This window comes from Pseudomonas viridiflava (assembly GCF_900602065.1).
Lineage (GTDB): Bacteria > Pseudomonadota > Gammaproteobacteria > Pseudomonadales > Pseudomonadaceae > Aquipseudomonas.
Window position 1 is genome coordinate 241088 of sequence record NZ_UWFN01000263.1, and the last position, 18349, is coordinate 259436.

The window sequence follows — 18349 nt, forward strand, 5'->3', positions numbered from 1 at the left end:
TCCCCCAAGTTAAATTCTATATGTCAGCCCAGTCACTTCCCCTCTTTACTAAGGCTTTACAGTAGCCTGACCGCTCTTGACCTTGATCTCCCTAAACTGGCCTCAACCGGCAACGAGCCGGATTCGAGACAAGGAGATACACCATGCGCAAGACTCTGATCGCTTTGATGTTCGCTGCTGCACTGCCTACCGTTGCAATGGCTGCTCCTGGGGATGGCCCTGGTTTTGGTCCAGGCCCTGAGGGTCCACGTGCCGGCATGCACCATGACCGCGGTCCCTTCGACAAGCTGGACCTGAGCCGCGAACAGCGTCAACAGATCGGCAAACTGATGGGCGAGCGAATGCACGACCGCAAGGACATCACTGAAAAGTATCTGGCCAAGCTGTCGCCTGCTGACCAGAAAGCCATGAAAGACGAACTGGACGCCAAGCGCACCAAGACTGACAGCGATATCCGCGCCCTGCTCAAGCCTGAGCAGCAGAAGGAATTCGACGAAATGAAGAAAGAGCGCGCAGCAAAGATGGCCGAACGCGCTGAATTCGAAGCGTGGAAGGCGCAAAAAGCACAAAAAGCCCAGTAAGCTACTGATCCACCTGAACCCGGCACTCCCCAAGCGTGCCGGGTTTCTCTATTTTGAGGTTGTCCCGTGCGTTCATTGTTCTGGCGAATTCTGGCTAGCTTCTGGCTGGCCATTGCCCTGGTTGCAGGCCTGTCCATTCTGCTCGGCCACATGCTGAATCAAGACGCATGGATCCTCAGCCGTCATCCGCTGCTGAGTCATTTGCCGCAAGCCTGGACCGAGCAATACGAAAACCAGGGCGCAGATGCTGCACAGGATTACCTGCAAAGCCTCAAACGCAAGAATCACATGGACGTTCAGGTCCTCAACGACAATGGCGACCCGGTGGTGCGCGGCACCTTTTCGCCCCGCGCTGCCGCTCTTGAGGCTCGCCAGGGCGATGACCCCCGACAGCTTCCATGGCGTCGCCTGACCAGTGAGTACACCAGTGAAAAATCCGGGGAAACCTACCTGTTCATTTATCGCATTCCTCACCCGGAGCTGGATGCGTGGCACCGCGACAGTTTGATGTGGCCGCTCAGCGCACTCGGGATTGCCCTGGTGGTGCTGACCTTGTTCAGCCTGCTGGTGACCTTGTCGATCACTCGCCCCCTCAGCCGCTTACGCGGTGCGGTGCATGACCTCGGGCAAACCACCTATCAGCAGAACAGCCTTGCGCAGCTCGCTAACCGCCGGGATGAGTTTGGTGTGCTGGCAACCGACTTCAACCGTATGGGCGCGCGGCTGCAAAGCCTGATTGGCAGTCAGCGTCAGTTGCTGCGCGATGTATCCCATGAGCTGCGCTCCCCCTTGGCGCGCTTGCGTATTGCGCTGGCGCTGGCGGAACGGGCGGAACCGGCCGAACGGGAAAAACTCTGGCCGCGCCTGAGTCGGGAGTGTGACCGACTGGAGGCACTGATCAGCGAAATCCTCGCGCTGGCGCGGCTTGATGCGCAACTGAGCAGCGCTGAGCTCATTGATCTCAACGCGTTGCTTTTACGCCTCAGGAATGATGCAAATCTGGACGGTGGTGACCAGCAAATTGCCGTGAGCGTTGAGCCCAATCTGTCTCTACAGGGCTGGCCTGACATGATTGAGCGGGCCACTGACAATCTGTTGCGTAACGCATTGCGCTTCAATCCGGCCGGCAAGCCGATAGACATTCAGGCAAAACGGGTCGGCGACCGGCTGCAATTGAGTGTGCGCGATCATGGACCAGGCGTAGCGGCTGAGCACCTGACGCAACTGGGCGAGCCGTTTTACCGCGCCCCCGGCCAGGCCGCACCGGGGCACGGCCTGGGGCTGGCAATTGCTCGTCGCGCCGCACAACGTCATGGTGGGGAATTGATTCTGGGTAATCATCCCGAGGGCGGATTTCTGGCGATTATTGATTTGCCAGCGGAGCCGGCGAGTTCGGGGGCTTAGTTAATTTTGCTGTTGCACACGTTCCCTGTAGGAGCTGCCGAAGGCTGCGAAAGCGATGTATCTGGCACACCGCTTCGCAGCCTTCGGCAGCTCCTACAGAAAAAACTTCAGTACTTCAGCACTCAGCCCTGCCACTCACTCACAAAATCCACTACATCCACCTTGCCAGCAACCCGTGGCGGATTCAGCGGCGTACCCAGGTACAGAAAGGCAATCACCTCTTCGTCATCCGCCAGGCCAAAACCTTTGGCGACGAGCGGCGAATAAGACAGTTCACCCGTGCGCCATACCGCACCAACGCCCAGCGCATAAGACGCCAGCAAAACACTGTGCGCCGCGCAACCGGCGGTAATCAGTTGCTCAGTTTTTGGCACTTTGTAGTGATCCTGCAGACGGGCAACCACAACCACGACCAAAGGCGCGCGTAGCGGGCCGAGGCGTGCTTTGTCCAAGGCTTGCGGTGTCACTTCCGATCCACTGGCCTGCAACGCCTCAGCGAGCAAATCCCCCATGCGCTCACGGGCTGCGCCTTCCACCGTGATAAACCGAAACGGACGCAACTGGCCATGATCCGGTGCACGCATGGCCGCACTGAACAAAATTTCACGCTGGGCTGCATCCGGGGCCGGGTCGATCAATCGTGGGACCGAGACACGATTGAGCAATACGTCGAGCGCCACCATGGGCTACCTCCTTGAGAAATGATGGGTCATTCTAGAGCCTGTGCACACGGATAACGAACCTGCGAGGCAATTACTTACACGCTGCGACGCACAGGCCACGGTTTACTTGCCGTGGGCCGCAGGTAGAATGGCGCCTTTCCCCGAACCTAGTCAGAGTGACTGCATGGCGTTGCCGACCCTTCGCATCATCGGTTTCATTATCGGCATATTCCTGATCACCCTGGCCATCGCCATGATCGTGCCCATGGTGACGCTGGTCATTTACGACCGCTTCGAAGATCTGCGCTCCTTTCTATGGGCCAGCTTGCTGACGTTCATGGCCGGGCTGGCGCTGATCCTGCCCGGTCGACCGGAACACGTGCACTTGCGCCCGCGAGACATGTATCTGCTGACAGTCTCCAGCTGGATCGTCGTTTGCGTGTTCGCCGCCCTGCCGTTTCTGCTGACCCAGCACATCAGCTACACCGACTCCTTCTTCGAAAGCATGTCCGGCATTACCGCGACGGGTTCAACAGTACTCAGCGGTCTGGACACCATGTCGCCCGGCATCCTTATCTGGCGCTCGATGCTCCACTGGCTGGGCGGGATCGGCTTTATCGGTATGGCAGTAGCCATTCTGCCCCTGCTACGTATCGGTGGCATGCGTCTGTTCCAGACGGAATCTTCCGACCGCTCGGAAAAGGTCATGCCCCGCTCGCATATGGTCGCCAAGTTTATCGTGCTGGCCTACGTCAGCATTACCGCGCTGGGCAGCCTGGCCTTCTGGGCTGCCGGCATGAGCCTGTTCGATGCGATCAACCACGCCATGTCCGCCATCTCGACCGGCGGGTTCTCCACTTCTGACCTGTCACTGGCCAAATGGCCTCAACCTGCGGTGCATTGGGTTGCCATTGTGGTGATGATCCTCGGCAGCCTGCCGTTCACCCTCTATGTCGCAACCTTGCGCGGTAACCGTGGAGCCCTGATCAGGGATGAACAGGTTCGCGGTTTGTTGGGCTTATTGCTGGTTACCTGGCTGGTACTCGGCGCCTGGTACTGGGCGACCACCGATCTGCCATGGTACGACGCGCTACGTCATGTGGCCCTGAACGTGACCTCTGTGGTGACAACTACCGGTTTCGCCCTCGGCGATTACAGCCTGTGGGGCAACTTCGCGCTGATGTTCTTCTTTTATCTGGGCTTTATCGGTGGCTGTTCCGGCTCCACCGCTGGCGGGGTGAAGATTTTCCGCTTCCAGGTCGCCTACATTCTGCTCAAGGCCAACCTCAATCAGTTGATCCATCCGCGTGCGGTGCTCAAGCAAACCTATAACGGCCACCGTCTGGACGATGAAATCGTGCGCTCGATCCTGACATTCTCGTTCTTTTTCACCATCACTATTTGCGGCATCGCCCTGTTGCTGTCGCTGTTGGGACTGGACTGGATGACTGCGCTGACCGGCGCGGCGAGCACGGTGTCCGGCGTAGGCCCAGGGCTGGGCGAGACCATTGGCCCGGCCGGTAACTTCGCTACCTTGCCCGACGCCGCAAAGTGGATTCTGTCGGGTGGCATGCTGCTGGGGCGTCTTGAGATCATCACGGTACTGGTACTGTGCATTCCGGCATTCTGGCGCCAGTGATCGTAATGGCGTTTAATGTCAGTTGACGCAAAAGCCAGCTGACATTAAATCAACAGCGCCAACGATCAGGAACTCCAGCCATGGAAACCACCAAGTCGTTTACCCGCTTCGCCGATTTCTATCCCTACTACCTGCAAGAACACCGTGACAGCTCGTGCCGTCGCCTACACTTTGTCGGCACCAGTCTGGTGATCTTCCTGCTGGCCTTTGTGATTGGCAGCGGCAGCTGGAGCCTGATCTGGCTAGTACCAGTGGCAGGTTATGGCTTCGCCTGGGTGGGTCATTTTTTCTTCGAGAAGAATCGCCCTGCTACTTTTCAGCATCCGTTCTATAGCTTGCTGGGCGATTTCGTCATGTACCGCGACATGCTGACTGGCAAGGTTCCGTTTTAGCCGACGGCACATCAACCGCCAGCGTTTCAGACTACCGGCTCGCTGGCCTCAAGCTTTTCTTCAGCAAGCAGTTCCTTATGCTTGAGATGAGCGTCCGCGAGCCGAAACAGCTCAATCGTGCCGTCCAGATGCTCAATCAATGCGGTACAGGATTCCACCCAGTCACCGCAGTTGAGGTATTCCACGTCGCCGACCATGCGCATCTCAGCATGGTGGATATGCCCGCACACCACACCATCCAGCCCGCGCTTGACGCACTCATGGGCGATGGCCTCTTCAAAGTCACTGATGAAACTGACCGCCGTTTTGACCTTGTGCTTGAGATAGGCCGATAACGACCAGTAACCGTAGCCGTACCTGGCCCGCCAATGATTCAGCCAACGGTTGAGGGTCAGAGTGAACTCGTAAGCAGAGTCGCCGAGGAAGGCCAGCCAGCGGTGGTAGCGTGTGATCACGTCAAACTGGTCGCCGTGGATGACCAACAGACGGCGCCCGTCTGCAGTGACGTGCTCGGCCTCATCCACCAACTGGATATTGCCCAGAATCAGCTTCGAATAGCGGCGTAAAAATTCATCGTGGTTACCGGTGACATAGATCACCTCGGTGCCGCGCTTACTCATGGTCAGCAGGCGGCGTATCACGTTGGTATGGGCCTGAGGCCAATACATGCCGCCGCGCAGCTTCCAGCCATCGATGATATCCCCCACCAGATAGACCTTGTCAGCCTGATAGCCTTTGAGGAAATGTGACAAGTGTTCGGCCTGGCAATCCCGCGTGCCCAAATGCACATCAGAAATCCACAAGGTGCGAACGCGTTGCTTACGGCTGGGTTTGGCAAGCTGAGCACTGGTCATGAACCATCTCCTGCTGGGTTTGCATGAGAGTGCCCGTTACCGGTTAATCGAATGTGACCGGGTTGTGGCAATGTCATGACAATGCGCAGGAATAGTTGGACTGAATGCTTCAGGTGGGCGCTGGTAGACTCGTGCGTTCCAACAGTACAAACGCAGCTTCGGACTCCAAGTATCTTGAGAATGCCCTGATACCCTGTAGGAGCGAATTCATTCGCGAAGGCGGTGTTTCAGGCAATAAATCTGTATCGGGAGTGCCTGCCTCTTCGCGAATAAATTCGCTCCCACAGGAATTGGGTTTACAAACAATTTCACTTGAGGAACACCATGACGCCCCGTTCCGCCCTCGGCGCCCTGCATATCGGCGCACTGATGTTTGGCCTCACCGGTGTTTTCGGCAAGCTGGCCAGTGCATCGCCCTCAGTCATCGTGTTCGGTCGCGGAATATTCGCCGTTGCGGCGTTGGCCGTCTTCGCCCGCTTTGCCAGCAATACCCCGTGGCAAACCCTGCGACGAGCCGATTGGGCACGACTGGCACTTGCAGGCATCCTGCTCGCAGCGCACTGGGTGAGTTTTTTCATCGCCGTCAAAGTCGCCGGTGTGGCTGTCGCAACCCTGGGCTTCGCCAGCTTTCCGGCTTTTACCGTGATCCTTGAAGGGCTGCTGTTTCGCGAACGAATCCGCAGCAACGAGATTGTTCTGGTGATACTGGTCAGTATCGGACTGGTGCTGGTGACACCCGAGTTCAATCTGGCCAGCGAGGCCACCAGCGGCCTGCTGTGGGCGGTGTTTTCCGGGCTGACATTTTCGCTGTTATCGCTGGTCAATCGCGTCAGTTCAAAAAGCGTCCCACCCGTGCAAGCCGCGCTGTATCAAAACCTGATCGTGGGGCTGTGTCTGCTGCCGATGGCGGCCCCTGAATTGAGTACCGTTCCTGCCCTGGACTGGCTGTGGATCGGCTTGCTGGGTGTGCTCTGCACCGGGCTGGCTCACAGCCTTTTCGTTGCGAGCCTGGCGGTGATAAAAGCCCGGACCGCTGCTGTGGTATTCGCCCTGGAACCGGTTTACGGCATCACATTTGCCTGGCTGCTGTTTGCCGAAGTCCCAACCTTGAGCATGTTGCTGGGCGGCGCGCTGATCATCATCGCAATCATCGTCTCAGGCCTGATGAACGGTAAAAAACCACCTCAGGCAGCGACGACTCACTGATCAGGCCTGGTCCTGTCGTTGTGCCCCAGATCACGCTGTGGATCAATCTGATCGCGGACACGCTGCTTGAGCACCTTCGCCTCGGGGAATCCGCCGTCAGCCTTACGCTCCCAGAGTTGCACGCCATCACACGCGATGACGAATATACCGCCAGTACCAGGTTGCAGAGAGACCTTGCCCAGATCATCGGAAAACGTACTGAGTAATTCCTGAGCCAGCCATGCCGCCCGCAGCAACCATTGGCATTGCGTGCAGTAGGTAATGGTTATTTCGGGTTTTGCGGTAGACATGGAAAGAATCTCCAGGATAAGGACAGATGATTTCCTGCTGGACATCGCTCAGCGTCCCTGACACAGCGCTGTCTCACGGCAGATATTGGACCTGTAGGAACTGCCGAAGGCTGCGAGGGACGCAGGTCATAACGATTGCTTCGCAGCCTTCGGCAGCTCCTACAGAATGCGCATTTCAATTCAGTGATTTGCATTTTGTCTAACAGGAGCTGACCGAGTCTACGACGGTCGCGATGGGGATACTCGTGAGCGCTTACAGCCCCGCCAACAGGGCACGAGCCGTCTGCTGATGTTCTTCGTCGGACTCTTCGATCACCTGCAACAACAGTTCACGAGCGCCTTCAATGTCCCCGTCATCAATCAGTACCTGGGCCTGATTGACTTTACTGAGCGGGACTTCTTCGAGATCAAGCAAATCAAACTCACCGGACTCATCCATGAATCCATCAAGGAAGGTATCGTCCAGGGCGTCGTTGTTAGACTCGACAACCCCATCTTCCTCGGGAAAATCGCTAAGAAAACGATCATCCGGAATTTCCTGCACGTCAGGCAGCTCAGTGAGGTTTGAAGCGAATCCCGGATCTTCGACCGGTTTTTGCACCGATGCATCCGCACGTGCGGTGACGGGTTTGTCGAAAGGATCTACCAGGTCCCAGTCGGCATCCATCGACAGATCATCCAGATTCAACTGGAAATCATCGACGGGCTCCGGGTTGAGCGCGGCAGCCGCACTTTCATCGAGCTGTGCGGGTTGCTGTTCAGCCATTGCGGCCGGGACAACTGCGGCGGCCAGCGGCGCAGCAGCAACCAGGGTGGCGGGCGCAGCACTCAGCGCTTCACTGGCAGGCTTGAGCTGTGGATAACGAGAGCGGATCTGCTGAAGCTGTTCCGGCTCCACGCCATTGTGTAAAGCGCTCTGCTCCTCCTCGGCGAAACCGGCAGAATCGCCCTGCTCTGCCAACAGTTCGAGAATACGAATACGAACGTCGGTACGCTCAGGCTGCTTGACCAGCGCATCGCGCAGAATGCCCATCGCCTCGGCAAACCGGCCATAAGCGATATAGATGCTGACGCCGTCCAGCGGGTCGGTGCTACCGGCAGCCTGACGGGTCGGGGCTGGACGCGAAGGAGTCGAAGCCGAAGCAGCAACAACAGGCCCTGACACTTTGGGGGTTACGGCAGGCGTGTCATAAACCGGAACAACTGGAGTACGCGCTGGCTTGATCAGGGTTGGGTCGGCGCTGACCGGTTGCCTTACCGGCTGTTTGCGACGATTACGACGCACCGACCAGACCAGCCCCAGCAGCAATAGCAAAATCGCCACCGCGCCCAACAGCAACGGCGAAGTCAGCAACGAGGGGCTTGGTTGTGGCTCCGCACTAACGGAAGGAGCCGCAGCGATAGGCGCAGGTGCTACAGGTGCCAGTGCCGAAGTGTCTGCGCGACTTTCCGCCAGCTCGGTTTGCAGACCAATAATCTGTTTGTCCTTGCCATCAATCGATGCCTGCTGCGCCTGCAACTGAAGGCGCAGGTCTTCCACTGTCTTGGTCAGCAACTGATTTTCAATGGCCGATGCGGCAAGTTGTTCGGCACCGCGCTGAACTTCTGCGGCTGGCGGCGAAGTTGCTGCGGTGGGCGCGGGAGACGGATTACCAGAAGGCAACACGGCGGCGTCCGGCAGCAACAGACTTTGCCCGACCTTTAGTGCGGTACTGTCGCCATTAGGAAAAACCTGAGGGTTGAGCGCCTTGATCCCGTCAGCCATTCGTCCTGCCGATGCACTGGAGCCAGTGCCCTGGATACGTCGGGCGATGGAGTTAAGGGTATCGCCGCCCACAACCGAGTAGCGTTTACCTTCCAGTGCTGCCGGTGGCGCAACAGGCATCCGTGATTGTTCGGAGCCTTGAGTCGCGGCGCTGCGGGAGCGACCCGCCACTGCAGCGCGACCTTGCGCAGACGTCGCCGGGTCCAGCAGCAACGTGTATTCATGCAACATGTCGCCGCCCGGCCGCAGTATCTGCACGAGAAACTGCAGGTAGGGTTCGGTGACCGGCTTGCTCGACACCACACGAATCACACCGCGATTGCCGCGAATCACCGGAGTGAAGCGAAGATCATTGAAAAAGAAGACCCGGTCGACACCTGCGCGGGCAAACTCTTCCGGCGAGGCCAGTCGCGCGACGATGTCTTCAGCGCTCAGTCCGGCGGTTTCCACCAACTCGATTTCGGCATCAAGCGGCTGATTGAGGGCCGAGTGCAGCGTGATATCGCCCATGCCCAATGCAGACGCAAACGTCGAATAGAACAGAGATGCCGAGGATAAAGCGGCGACCATCAAGCCGCGACGAAAAGCGGTCTTGGCAAAACCTGATCGAGTAGCCGCCTGAGAGCTATTGCGCATACGAACCCTTATAGAAACCGAAACAGGCTTCTTTGCATATTCAATACATGGCGTGGACTTCAATGCCTGGCTGCAAGTATGAGCGAGAAGGAGCGTGTCTGCCTCAGGATCTTTCGAGGTTGGCCAGAATCCGTGTGTGGACGCGCATGCAAACCCGAAGTTCTTCCTCATCAATACCCGCGAACAGCTCAACCCGTAGCGCAGTGGCTATGGCTTCGATCTTCTGGATCAAGGGACGGGCTGTGTCGCACAGCACGATTTTCTTGGCGCGACGGTCTTCGGCTACTGCGTGGCGCTGCACCAGCCCCTGCGCCTCCAGGCTGTCGAGCAAGCGCGCGAGGGTCGGCCCTTCAACGCCCACGCTCTGCGCCAGTTCACGCTGAGTCGGCGGCTCCTGAAACCGCGCAAGGTGCAACAACACCAGCCATCGAGCCTGGGATAGCCCGAGATCGGCCAGGCGTCGATCCAGTTCTGCGCGCCAGCCACGGGACATGTGTGCCAGTTGCATGCCGAAGCGGTGTTCATCTGTCATGGGCATAGAGAAACTCTGGGTCGATACTAATAATTAGTCAGCTAAGCATGGCGTCAGGATTGAGGCAAGTGAGGGGTTGTAAGTATATGAGTTGGATATCTGCTACAGGTGAGGCAGTGCTATGTGGGAGATACTCAGCCTGCCTACCAATCTGATACGCGATGCAAAACCTGTGGGACCGAATTTATTCGGGAAGTCGGTGTTTCAGGCGATACACAGGCTGCGAATGTACCGGCCCCTTCGCGAATGAATTCGCTCCCACGGGAATAGCATGGGCCTGCATCAAACCTCGAACTCAGCCTGCAGGGCAGCGCGTACGCAATACAGAACCCCTTCCGGTACGCGCCCGGAAAACTGCTCGGCGATGGCCGCTACAGGCGGTAACTCACCCTCGCCGTCCAGGAACGCATCCTGAATTTCGCTGAGCAAGTCTTCCGGCAGGTCCAGCGCCTGCTCCAGAGAAAGCTGCTGCCTGCCGATGGCTTCAGCGAGCATGGTGTAGACGTTTTTCTCGGTGCACTGCAACTGACCGGCAATCTGTGCAGGGGTCATCCCGGCGCGAGCCAGGCTGATAAGTTCGTGGCGTACATCGGCCACAACCTTTGGCGCTTCGGCTGCACCGCCCAGCACTTCCAGAAAGGCTTCGCCGTAACGCTCCAGCTTGCGTGCGCCGACGCCGCCGACCTGAGCCATGTCCGACATGGTTTCGGGCTTGCTGCGCAGCATTTCCAGCAAGGTCGAGTCCGGGAAGATGACATAAGGCGGCACGCCATGCTCTTCAGCCAGCTTGCGTCGCAGCGCGCGCAACGCTTCCCACTGCTCACGCTCTTCGCCACGCACCAGTTGGCTGGCCGGGCTGCCGGAGCTGCTTTTCGCCGTGGTCTGCGGTTTCAGGTCACGACGCAGTTCCAGCGTTACTTCGCCACGCAACAATGGACGGCAGGTGTCACTAAGGCGCAGTCCACCGTAGCCTTCCAGATCGATATCAGCCAGCCCACGTGCCACCAACTGGCGGAACAGCGAACGCCATTCGCCCTCGGAGCGCGCCTTGCCGACGCCAAACACCGACAGATGCTGATGACCGAAGCTCTGCACCTTGTCGTTGGATTTACCCAGCAGCACATCCACCAGATGACCAACCCCGTAACGCTGGCCTGTACGATAAATCGCCGACAATGCCTGACGGGCTGGCTCTGTCGCATCCCAGGTCTGTACGCCATCGACACAGTTGTCGCAATGACCGCACGGCTGAGGCATGTCTTCGTCGAAATAGGCCAGCAGCGTCTGACGGCGGCAGCGGGTTTCTTCGCACAGCGCCAGCATGGCATCCAGCTTGTGGTGCTCCAGACGTTTGTGTCGTTCGTCGCCCTCGGAGTTCTGCAGCATCTGCTTGAGCATCAGCACATCCTGCAGACCGTAGGCCATCCACGCATCAGCGGGCAAACCATCACGCCCCGCCCGACCGGTTTCCTGGTAATACGCCTCAAGAGACTTGGGCAAATCCATGTGCGCAACAAATCGCACGTTGGGCTTGTCAATGCCCATACCGAAAGCGATGGTCGCAACCATGATCAGGCCTTCCTCATTAAGGAAGCGTTTCTGGTTGGCAGCACGGGTCTCGGAAGGCAGGCCGGCATGATAAGGCAACGCCGGATAGCCGTTTTCACAAAGGAAAGCAGCCACTTCGTCGACTTTTTTGCGTGACAGGCAGTACACAATACCGGCGTCGCTACGACGCTCGGAGAGAAACGCCAGCAATTGCTTGCGCGGCGACTCCTTGGGCACGATGCGATAAAAAATATTCGGTCTGTCGAAACTGGACAGGAAGCGCTCGGCGTTCTGCAGATGCAGCCGGGTGACGATTTCTTCCCGGGTCCGCTTGTCGGCTGTGGCAGTCAGGGCGATACGCGGTACATCGGGGAACAGCTCTGCCAACTGTCCCAGTTGCAAATACTCGGGACGGAAGTCATGACCCCATTGGGACACACAGTGAGCTTCGTCGATGGCGAACAGGGCAATCTGCAGATTCTGCAAAAACGCCAGCATACGTGGCTGAACCAGACGCTCCGGCGCCAGGTACAGCATCTTGATTTCGCCCTGACGAATCCGGTGAGCCAGTTCCCGCTGCTGATCGGCGTTCAGGGTAGAGTTCAGCGCAGCTGCCGAGACGCCCAGCTCCTCCAGCGTGGCGACCTGATCGTCCATCAGGGCGATCAGTGGCGAAACAACCACCGCAAGGCCATCACGCAACAGGCCCGGGACCTGAAAACACAGCGACTTGCCACCGCCGGTGGGCATCAATACCAGCGCATCACCGCCGCTGGCCACGCGTTCAATAATGGCACCCTGGCGACCACGAAAGCTGTCATAGCCGAAGATGTCTTTAAGTACGCGTTGCGCCTGTTCGAGCATAAAAACCCCAGAATGTCCTGCTGCACTGCAAAGCGCGCCAGTATACCCGACGAGTCATGGGCAAAGGGTGGCATGGATATAAGCGGTCGAAATTAAGCATCAACTACCTCCGCGCTGGCGCCCGAGGCGCTCAGGGCCTAGAATTCAGCATCGTTTATTTCCAAGGTAGTCCGTCAATGTCCTTCGCTGAGCAACTAAACCGCCTGCAAGTCTTCCTCGATGCAGATGAGCTGCATGACGAGGCACTGGACTACGTGGCCGCTCATGGCTACCTGACCGCTCTTTCCATCTGCGCCGAAACCGTGCCAGAGCGCGAGTGGATCGATGCGCTGTTCTCCGAGCCACCGCATTACGCCGATGATGCGCAGCGCGAAGAAATCGAAGGCACCCTGATCCAGTTGCAGGCGCACATTGCGCGTCAACTGGCTTCTGATGAAGAGTTCGAACTGCCATGCGATCTGGACCTGGGCGACGAGCCGGATGATTCCGACCTGCGCGGCTGGTGCATTGGCTTCATGGAAGGTGTGTTCCTGCGTGAAAGCGCCTGGTTCGAAACCGCCGAGGAAGAAGTCAGCGAGATGCTGTTGCCGATCATGGTCGGTTCGGGCCTGTTCGATGAGCAGCCTGAGTTCTCTGACATCGCGGCTGATGCCAACCTGATGGATGACATGATCGTGCAGATTCCGGAAGCGCTCACCGCGTTGTACCTGCTGTGCCAGGCGCCGGATGAGAAGCCGGCGATCCTCAAGCCTCGCCACCACTGAGTCTGCGCCTATGGCGCAGGCCGCACCGCGCACGAGTCGTAACCGTTTCGTGCGCTATGCCTTTCTGGGCGCTGGCTGGTTAAGCGTGGTATTGGGTGTCATCGGGATTTTCCTGCCGATTCTGCCCACCACGCCTTTTCTATTGCTCGCCGCCGCGTGCTTCGCTCGAAGCTCTCCGCGCTTTTATAACTGGCTGGTCAATCACCCGCGGCTAGGCCCGTGGATTCGCGATTACCTTGAGGGCAATGGCATCCCGCTCAAGGGTAAGGTTTATGCGATTGTGACGATGTGGATCAGCATCGGATTTTCCTGTTATCTCGTGTCGTTCCTCTGGGCAAGAGTGTTCATGGTGACCTGTGCGGTGTTGGTGACGGTTTATATCTTGCGGCAGAAGACGTTGCGCAAGGCTTGAAGTTTGCGTCGCCCAAGCGATACATCTTTTCCATGCAGGGATTTTTGGGTACATATCCATTTCTGCGGTAACGGATATGTATGCCGCGATAAGGCTGTACACAATTCAAGGCAAACACCTCAAACCACATCCGCCCTCAACGAATGATCCCCCAGCATCCCGCTGATGATCGACCCGGCATCAGCACCAGACACCATACCCCCCGCGCCAACCCCGACCCCATAGTGATGCGCCAGATCAACGCCCGCCAGGTCGATCGTTTGTGAAGCACCGCCCGATCCGATTTCAATGCTCGACACCAGATCCGCACCACTGCCCGTGACCTTGAAATGTAGAAAGTCATCCAGCGAATCCGCACCCGCGCTAAAACCTTGCAGCAGCTTCGACAAATCCAGCGTGTCAGCCCCGAGACTGAAATCAGTCACCACATCGTGCCCACTGTCCCCCGCCAACCACTTGAACGTGTCGTGACCCGCCCCGCCCGTCAGCGTGTCGTTACCCAAGCCGCCAATCAGCACGTCATTGCCTGCACCGCCATTGATGGTATTGGCCTCGTAGTCACCGGTGAGGTGATCGTCGTAATCCGAACCGATCAGGTTCTGGATATTGATCAACGTGTCAGTACCCGCCCCGCCGGTGTGTTGCGGCCCGAGCTGCGCCGTACTGACAGTGACGCCGGACTCGGCCAACGCATAACTGGCGGTGTTATTACCCGCGCCGCCGTCCAGCACTTCATTGCCCGCACCGCTGAACAGGATGTCATTACCGTTATCACCATACAGATCGTTGTTGCCAGCACCACCGCTGAGCACGTCGTTGCCATCGCCGCCATGCAGGCTGTCGTCTCCCGCACCACCGAGCAGTACGTCGTCGCCCGTGGTGCCCAGCAATGTGCACCCTTCCTGATAACTGATGTTCACCGCCGCTGAATCGCTGCCGCCATGGCCGTCGCTCACCGTGTAAGCACTTTCGTGATTCGGCGCGGTGTCGGCGGCGCTGTAATCAATCGCCAGATCAAGGGAATAGTGCAGCGCAGGACCGGGTTGCCCGGCTTCAGGCTGATTAACCAGAAGGATGCGATAGACACCGTTTTCCGTTGCGGTAAAGGTCCCGCCAGCGTCCAGCAATTGAAACTCGCCACCGTCAAGTTGCCAGAGAACACCGATTTGCTCACTCAGACTTTTCAGGTCGACCGTCACGCTCTCGCCAGCCACCAGGCTGACGCTGTAAAGGTCCTGCGCATTAGCCCCTGAAGCGCTGAATGCCCCCAGATACCCCGTAATAGCCACTAGTGCGGTCATGGCACCGGTGTTCGCAAAGTCGCTGCGTTCAAGGTTCTTCAACTGGTTACCGGGGTTATCGCGTTTACCGGAAAAATCGATGACTTTCGGGCAGTCATTGGAAAACCCCTCGCCCTTGGCCTGCCATCCCGTATGGAACACCGTGGGGCTGGCGGCCAAAGGCCCACCGCTGCCGGGCACGTCATTGGCCAGCAACAGCGCCCCGGGAATATTGATGCAGGGTGCGAGAATATTAGTGATGACGTTGTCGGCCACAGCCGTCGGGCCTTCGGGTGGCTGGATGGCCGGAACGTTGATTTGTAGAGTGGAGCCAGCCAGGTCACCGTCGTTGTCGCTGATTACATACTGGATGTTCTCGGTCAAAGGCTCACAGTCAGGATTCGCCGAGGGGGTATAGCTAAAGTCGCCGTTGAGCAGGTTAACCACCAGGGTACCGCCGCCGTCGCTGGTGACCGTGAGGCTGTTCGTGGCGGGATCGAACACCCCGGCCCCCGCGCAGGAACTGACGCACAGCCCGGTTTGCGGGTCGTAGCTGTAAGTGGTGCCATCAATGCTGATGGAGTGTACAAACCCGCCGTCGGCACCGAACGTACCGCCCTGCAACAGACTGCCACTGGCGCTGTTCAGAGGCGAGCCGGGGCACCCTGGATCAGCGCTCAGTGTGACTTCGATGCAATGAGCTTCAGGCACGTCGTCAATAATATTGATGTCCAGCGTGCTATTGGCCGAATCACCATCGCTGTCGTGAGCGACGACGCTGAACGACTCGCCCGTAACATTCGCGCCATCACCGGCAGGATGGTCAGCGGCACCCTGCAAGGTGTAGCTGTAGCTGACTTCGCCAGTAGTGGGGTCATAACCTGTGACGCTGAATGTGTTGCCCAAAGGGGTCTGCGCGGTCAGCGGAAATCCCGCGACAATGCCCGCGCTGATGACCGCCAGCCCACCGATCACCAGGCTTTGCAAGCCGTCGACCGCATTGACGGTGAACACCCCTGACTGGGTGACGGGGCCGCAGGACAGATCGTTTTCATTAAGCGTCAGCTCACCGCCGCACAACTCCACGGCATGATCGACGGGAGGCTCGACCGGGGGCTCAGGGTCTGTCGGCGGTTCAGGATCAGTAGGCGGCACGATGAGAACCGGAGGCTCATAAACACTGCCCGAACGACTCGAAGCATCGCCAGGCCCCTCGATACGCCCTTCGGGGAACTCGGGAGCAGCGCTAAAGCCCTGGGTCGGAAAACCAATCTCCGGTGTTACTTCGCCGCCAACTTCGGCCAACAACAATGCCGAATGCCCGCCTCCCAGCGATGAACCATCCGCCGCCTCCGGCTCGGCATCAACCGCTTCAGGGGCTTGCAACTGCGCATCTGCGCTGATGACTTGCTCAGGCAATACAGTCTGCGTGGGCTGAACGGCAGATTGAGCCAAGGTGGGGGTCAGCTCGTCCGCCGTTTCGACATGTCCGGCCTGATGATTAAGTAACTGCGGCGTGAGTTGCAGACTGCTGCCACGTCCGAGGGTCAGTTCGCCTCCGCCGTTGAGATTGACCGCCACGGCACCGCTTCCGCCGGTCTGCAACTGTTCTCCGGCAAACAGCCGATCCCCATCGATCAGAATCCTGCGTGTACCGTCGCCCGCCACTGCAAATACGTCACCCGCCACTTGTCGCACCGTGCCGATAAACCCGCCCATATTCCCTCCCTGATTCGCAACAATCCGACCCGTTCCCGTTACAAAAAGGCCTGTTTTTCGCCTTCTATGGACTAGAAAAAGATCGACATTTATTTAAACGCCATAAAACCGACACCCATCAGCAACTCCGTTTTCGCTTTAAAAATCATCAAGATCAGTAAAGCCATAAAAACGTCATAACTTTAAATTTTCGAAACCAACAACCGTAAATAGCTGTTTTTATGCAAATCAATCCATAGACAATCGCTCGCTTCTAATAAATCTCATAAGTTTTTTTCGGCATAAGCGTTATGAAAAAAACGTCTTGGCTGCCTCCAAAGTTGTTCTTAGCTGTGATGTTACAAACCTGATACGGTTTTAAACGCACAGATCGTCAGTTTTTTGGCAAACAAGAACAGTATTACTTAGGGAGAAGTATTCATGCGCGATTTGACCCCGCTTTACAGTGCCGTGGTGTTAGCGGTGGCCTGTGCTCAAGCGCAAGCCATGTCGTTGACCGACGCCATTCAGGACACCCTCGATAACCACCCGGAAATTCAGGCCAGCAAGAACAACCGGCTGTCCGCCGATGAGGATGTGAATGTCGCCAAGGGCGGATACCTGCCCGCAGTGGACCTGGTCGCCAGTTACGGCCGACAACGCACCGACAACCCCACCACCCGGGCGATTTATGGGCATGACAATCGTGACCTGAACTACACGCAATCAGAGTTGCGCCTGCGCCAGTTGCTGTTTGATGGCTTCAATACCCCGAACGAAGTAGGCCGCACCAAAGCGGTAGTCGACTCCCGGGCGTATTACGTGCGGGGTACTTCGGAAAGCCTCGCGTTGCGGGCCATCGAGGTTTATCTCGATGTACTGAAACGGCGCGAGTTGCTGACTTTGGCCAAGAACAACCTGCAGGCTCACTTGCGCATCAATGATCAGATCGGCCTGCGCAGTGAGCGCGGCGTGGGCAGTACGGCAGACCGCGACCAGTCCGCAGCGCGTCGAGCCTTGGCAGAGAACAATTTTTACACTGCCCAAGTGGATCTGGCTGATGCCGAAGCCAACTTTTTCAGCGCGGTTGGCCGCATGCCTGACGAGCTGGAGACCCCGCCATCCATCAAGGGCGAAGTGCCGTTGAGCCTCAGTGCCGCGCAACAAAGCATGCTGATCAACAACCCCTATCTCAAGTCCGCTCAGGCCGATGTCAACGCCGCGCAGAAACAATACGAAATTGCCAAGTCACCGTTCTATCCACGCTTCGATGCCGAAGTGGCAGTGGGCGCCAATAACAATCTGCAAGGCGAAGAAGGTCACGACAACGAATGGCGCGCCGCTGTAGTGATGAATTACAACCTGTTCAACGGCAACCGCGACAAGGCCCGCCTGCGCTCGGACTCCTACAAGACCGGACAAGCTCTGGACATCCGCAACAACGCGCTGCGCATGCTCAACGAGAACCTCTCGCTGGCCTGGAACGCCATGTCCAATGCTCGCCTGCAAACGCCCGCTGCCAGGGAATATGCCGAAACCACCACGCGTGTACGGGCCGCTTATCAAGATCAGTTCGGCCTCGGCCAACGCACACTGCTGGATCTGCTGGACAGCGAAAACGAGTTGTACAACGCCAGCCGCCGTTACACCGAAGTGCGTTACACCGAGGAGTTCGCCATGTATCGCGTGCTCGCGACCGAGGGCGAATTGCTGCGCAAGCAACGAGTCGTGGTGCCCTCCGAGGCTATCGCGTTGACGGAAGTCAAAAGCGACGCACGCCTGCCTGAACTGAAATAACGCTTCTGCCTCGGGAGTATGCCTG

15 protein-coding genes are annotated in these 18349 nt (G+C 57.9%); 8 read left to right on the forward strand and 7 right to left on the reverse strand.

All coding sequences use genetic code 11. The annotated features are described in order from the left end of the window. Positions 1-143: 143 nt before the first annotated feature. Both EE949_RS14840 and EE949_RS14845 read left to right on the forward strand, forming a co-directional pair. Entirely contained in the window at positions 144-581 is a 438-nt protein-coding gene (locus tag EE949_RS14840) for an LTXXQ domain protein (RefSeq protein WP_122664962.1), read from the forward strand. 66 nt (positions 582-647) lie between these two features. Then, positions 648-1985 (forward strand): HAMP domain-containing sensor histidine kinase, encoded by a 1338-nt coding sequence (locus EE949_RS14845; protein ID WP_122664963.1) that lies wholly within the window; start codon positions 648-650, stop codon positions 1983-1985. 122 nt (positions 1986-2107) lie between these two features. On the opposite strand, the gene EE949_RS14850 is transcribed toward EE949_RS14845, so the two are convergent. Further along, positions 2108-2668, reverse strand: a complete 561-nt coding sequence (locus EE949_RS14850; protein ID WP_122664964.1) for a nitroreductase family protein — start codon at positions 2666-2668, stop codon at positions 2108-2110. Between the two features lie 163 nt (positions 2669-2831). On the opposite strand from EE949_RS14850, the gene EE949_RS14855 reads away from it, so the two are divergent. Both EE949_RS14855 and EE949_RS14860 read left to right on the forward strand, forming a co-directional pair. Beyond that, complete coding sequence (locus EE949_RS14855; RefSeq protein WP_122664965.1) at positions 2832-4286, forward strand: TrkH family potassium uptake protein; 1455 nt, start codon at positions 2832-2834, stop codon at positions 4284-4286. Positions 4287-4366: 80 nt separating this feature from the next. Beyond that, positions 4367-4678: a DUF962 domain-containing protein gene (locus EE949_RS14860; protein WP_122664966.1), complete on the forward strand. Its 312-nt coding sequence runs from the start codon at positions 4367-4369 to the stop codon at positions 4676-4678. Between the two features lie 26 nt (positions 4679-4704). On the opposite strand, the gene EE949_RS14865 is transcribed toward EE949_RS14860, so the two are convergent. Beyond that, on the reverse strand, positions 4705-5532 hold the full coding sequence (locus EE949_RS14865) for a UDP-2,3-diacylglucosamine diphosphatase (protein ID WP_122664967.1): 828 nt from the start codon (positions 5530-5532) through the stop codon (positions 4705-4707). Between the two features lie 324 nt (positions 5533-5856). Between EE949_RS14865 and EE949_RS14870 the strand changes: the two genes are divergently transcribed. Then, positions 5857-6738 carry a DMT family transporter gene (locus EE949_RS14870; protein WP_122664968.1) on the forward strand — a complete coding sequence of 294 codons (882 nt, stop codon included), beginning with the start codon at positions 5857-5859 and terminating at the stop codon, positions 6736-6738. On the opposite strand, the gene EE949_RS14875 is transcribed toward EE949_RS14870, so the two are convergent. From EE949_RS14875 to recQ, 4 genes are all read right to left on the reverse strand, one after another. Further along, positions 6732-7028, reverse strand: a complete 297-nt coding sequence (locus EE949_RS14875) for a SelT/SelW/SelH family protein (RefSeq protein ID WP_122664969.1) — start codon at positions 7026-7028, stop codon at positions 6732-6734. The genes EE949_RS14870 and EE949_RS14875 overlap by 7 nt on opposite strands. 253 nt (positions 7029-7281) lie before the next feature. Beyond that, positions 7282-9429: a FimV/HubP family polar landmark protein gene (locus EE949_RS14880; RefSeq protein WP_122664970.1), complete on the reverse strand. Its 2148-nt coding sequence runs from the start codon at positions 9427-9429 to the stop codon at positions 7282-7284. Between the two features lie 103 nt (positions 9430-9532). Then, the gene (locus EE949_RS14885) at positions 9533-9967 is read right to left on the reverse strand and encodes a MarR family transcriptional regulator (RefSeq protein WP_122664971.1); all 435 of its coding nucleotides are present in this window, start codon (positions 9965-9967) and stop codon (positions 9533-9535) included. Positions 9968-10243: 276 nt separating this feature from the next. Then, the gene (gene recQ, locus EE949_RS14890; protein WP_122664972.1) at positions 10244-12373 is read right to left on the reverse strand and encodes a DNA helicase RecQ; all 2130 of its coding nucleotides are present in this window, start codon (positions 12371-12373) and stop codon (positions 10244-10246) included. Between the two features lie 176 nt (positions 12374-12549). Between recQ and EE949_RS14895 the strand changes: the two genes are divergently transcribed. Both EE949_RS14895 and EE949_RS14900 read left to right on the forward strand, forming a co-directional pair. Further along, positions 12550-13137 (forward strand): YecA family protein, encoded by a 588-nt coding sequence (locus tag EE949_RS14895; protein ID WP_087265463.1) that lies wholly within the window; start codon positions 12550-12552, stop codon positions 13135-13137. A 10-nt stretch (positions 13138-13147) separates the two neighbouring features. Further along, positions 13148-13549 carry a YbaN family protein gene (locus tag EE949_RS14900; RefSeq protein WP_122664973.1) on the forward strand — a complete coding sequence of 134 codons (402 nt, stop codon included), beginning with the start codon at positions 13148-13150 and terminating at the stop codon, positions 13547-13549. Positions 13550-13668: 119 nt separating this feature from the next. Here the strand turns inward: EE949_RS14900 and EE949_RS14905 are convergent, their stop codons facing one another. Continuing rightward, positions 13669-16548, reverse strand: a complete 2880-nt coding sequence (locus EE949_RS14905) for a retention module-containing protein (protein WP_122664974.1) — start codon at positions 16546-16548, stop codon at positions 13669-13671. Positions 16549-16968: 420 nt separating this feature from the next. Here EE949_RS14905 and EE949_RS14910 point away from each other — a divergent pair, with 420 nt between their 5' ends. Further along, positions 16969-18324: a TolC family outer membrane protein gene (locus tag EE949_RS14910; RefSeq protein WP_122664975.1), complete on the forward strand. Its 1356-nt coding sequence runs from the start codon at positions 16969-16971 to the stop codon at positions 18322-18324. Positions 18325-18349 lie beyond the last annotated feature (25 nt).

Bases quoted from the DNA above. Each gene is read 5' to 3' on its own strand.
- EE949_RS14870 (WP_122664968.1), top strand. From the start codon at position 5,857: ATGACGCCCCGTTCCGCCCTCGGCGCCCTGCATATCGGCGCACTGATG.
- EE949_RS14855 (WP_122664965.1), top strand. From the start codon at position 2,832: ATGGCGTTGCCGACCCTTCGCATCATCGGTTTCATTATCGGCATATTC.
- EE949_RS14895 (WP_087265463.1), top strand. From the start codon at position 12,550: ATGTCCTTCGCTGAGCAACTAAACCGCCTGCAAGTCTTCCTCGATGCA.
- EE949_RS14875 (WP_122664969.1), bottom strand. From the start codon at position 7,028: ATGTCTACCGCAAAACCCGAAATAACCATTACCTACTGCACGCAATGC.
- EE949_RS14840 (WP_122664962.1), top strand. From the start codon at position 144: ATGCGCAAGACTCTGATCGCTTTGATGTTCGCTGCTGCACTGCCTACC.
- EE949_RS14885 (WP_122664971.1), bottom strand. From the start codon at position 9,967: ATGCCCATGACAGATGAACACCGCTTCGGCATGCAACTGGCACACATG.
- EE949_RS14905 (WP_122664974.1), bottom strand. From the start codon at position 16,548: ATGGGCGGGTTTATCGGCACGGTGCGACAAGTGGCGGGTGACGTATTT.
- EE949_RS14865 (WP_122664967.1), bottom strand. From the start codon at position 5,532: ATGACCAGTGCTCAGCTTGCCAAACCCAGCCGTAAGCAACGCGTTCGC.
- EE949_RS14850 (WP_122664964.1), bottom strand. From the start codon at position 2,668: ATGGTGGCGCTCGACGTATTGCTCAATCGTGTCTCGGTCCCACGATTG.
- EE949_RS14900 (WP_122664973.1), top strand. From the start codon at position 13,148: ATGGCGCAGGCCGCACCGCGCACGAGTCGTAACCGTTTCGTGCGCTAT.
- recQ (WP_122664972.1), bottom strand. From the start codon at position 12,373: ATGCTCGAACAGGCGCAACGCGTACTTAAAGACATCTTCGGCTATGAC.
- EE949_RS14910 (WP_122664975.1), top strand. From the start codon at position 16,969: ATGCGCGATTTGACCCCGCTTTACAGTGCCGTGGTGTTAGCGGTGGCC.
- EE949_RS14860 (WP_122664966.1), top strand. From the start codon at position 4,367: ATGGAAACCACCAAGTCGTTTACCCGCTTCGCCGATTTCTATCCCTAC.
- EE949_RS14880 (WP_122664970.1), bottom strand. From the start codon at position 9,429: ATGCGCAATAGCTCTCAGGCGGCTACTCGATCAGGTTTTGCCAAGACC.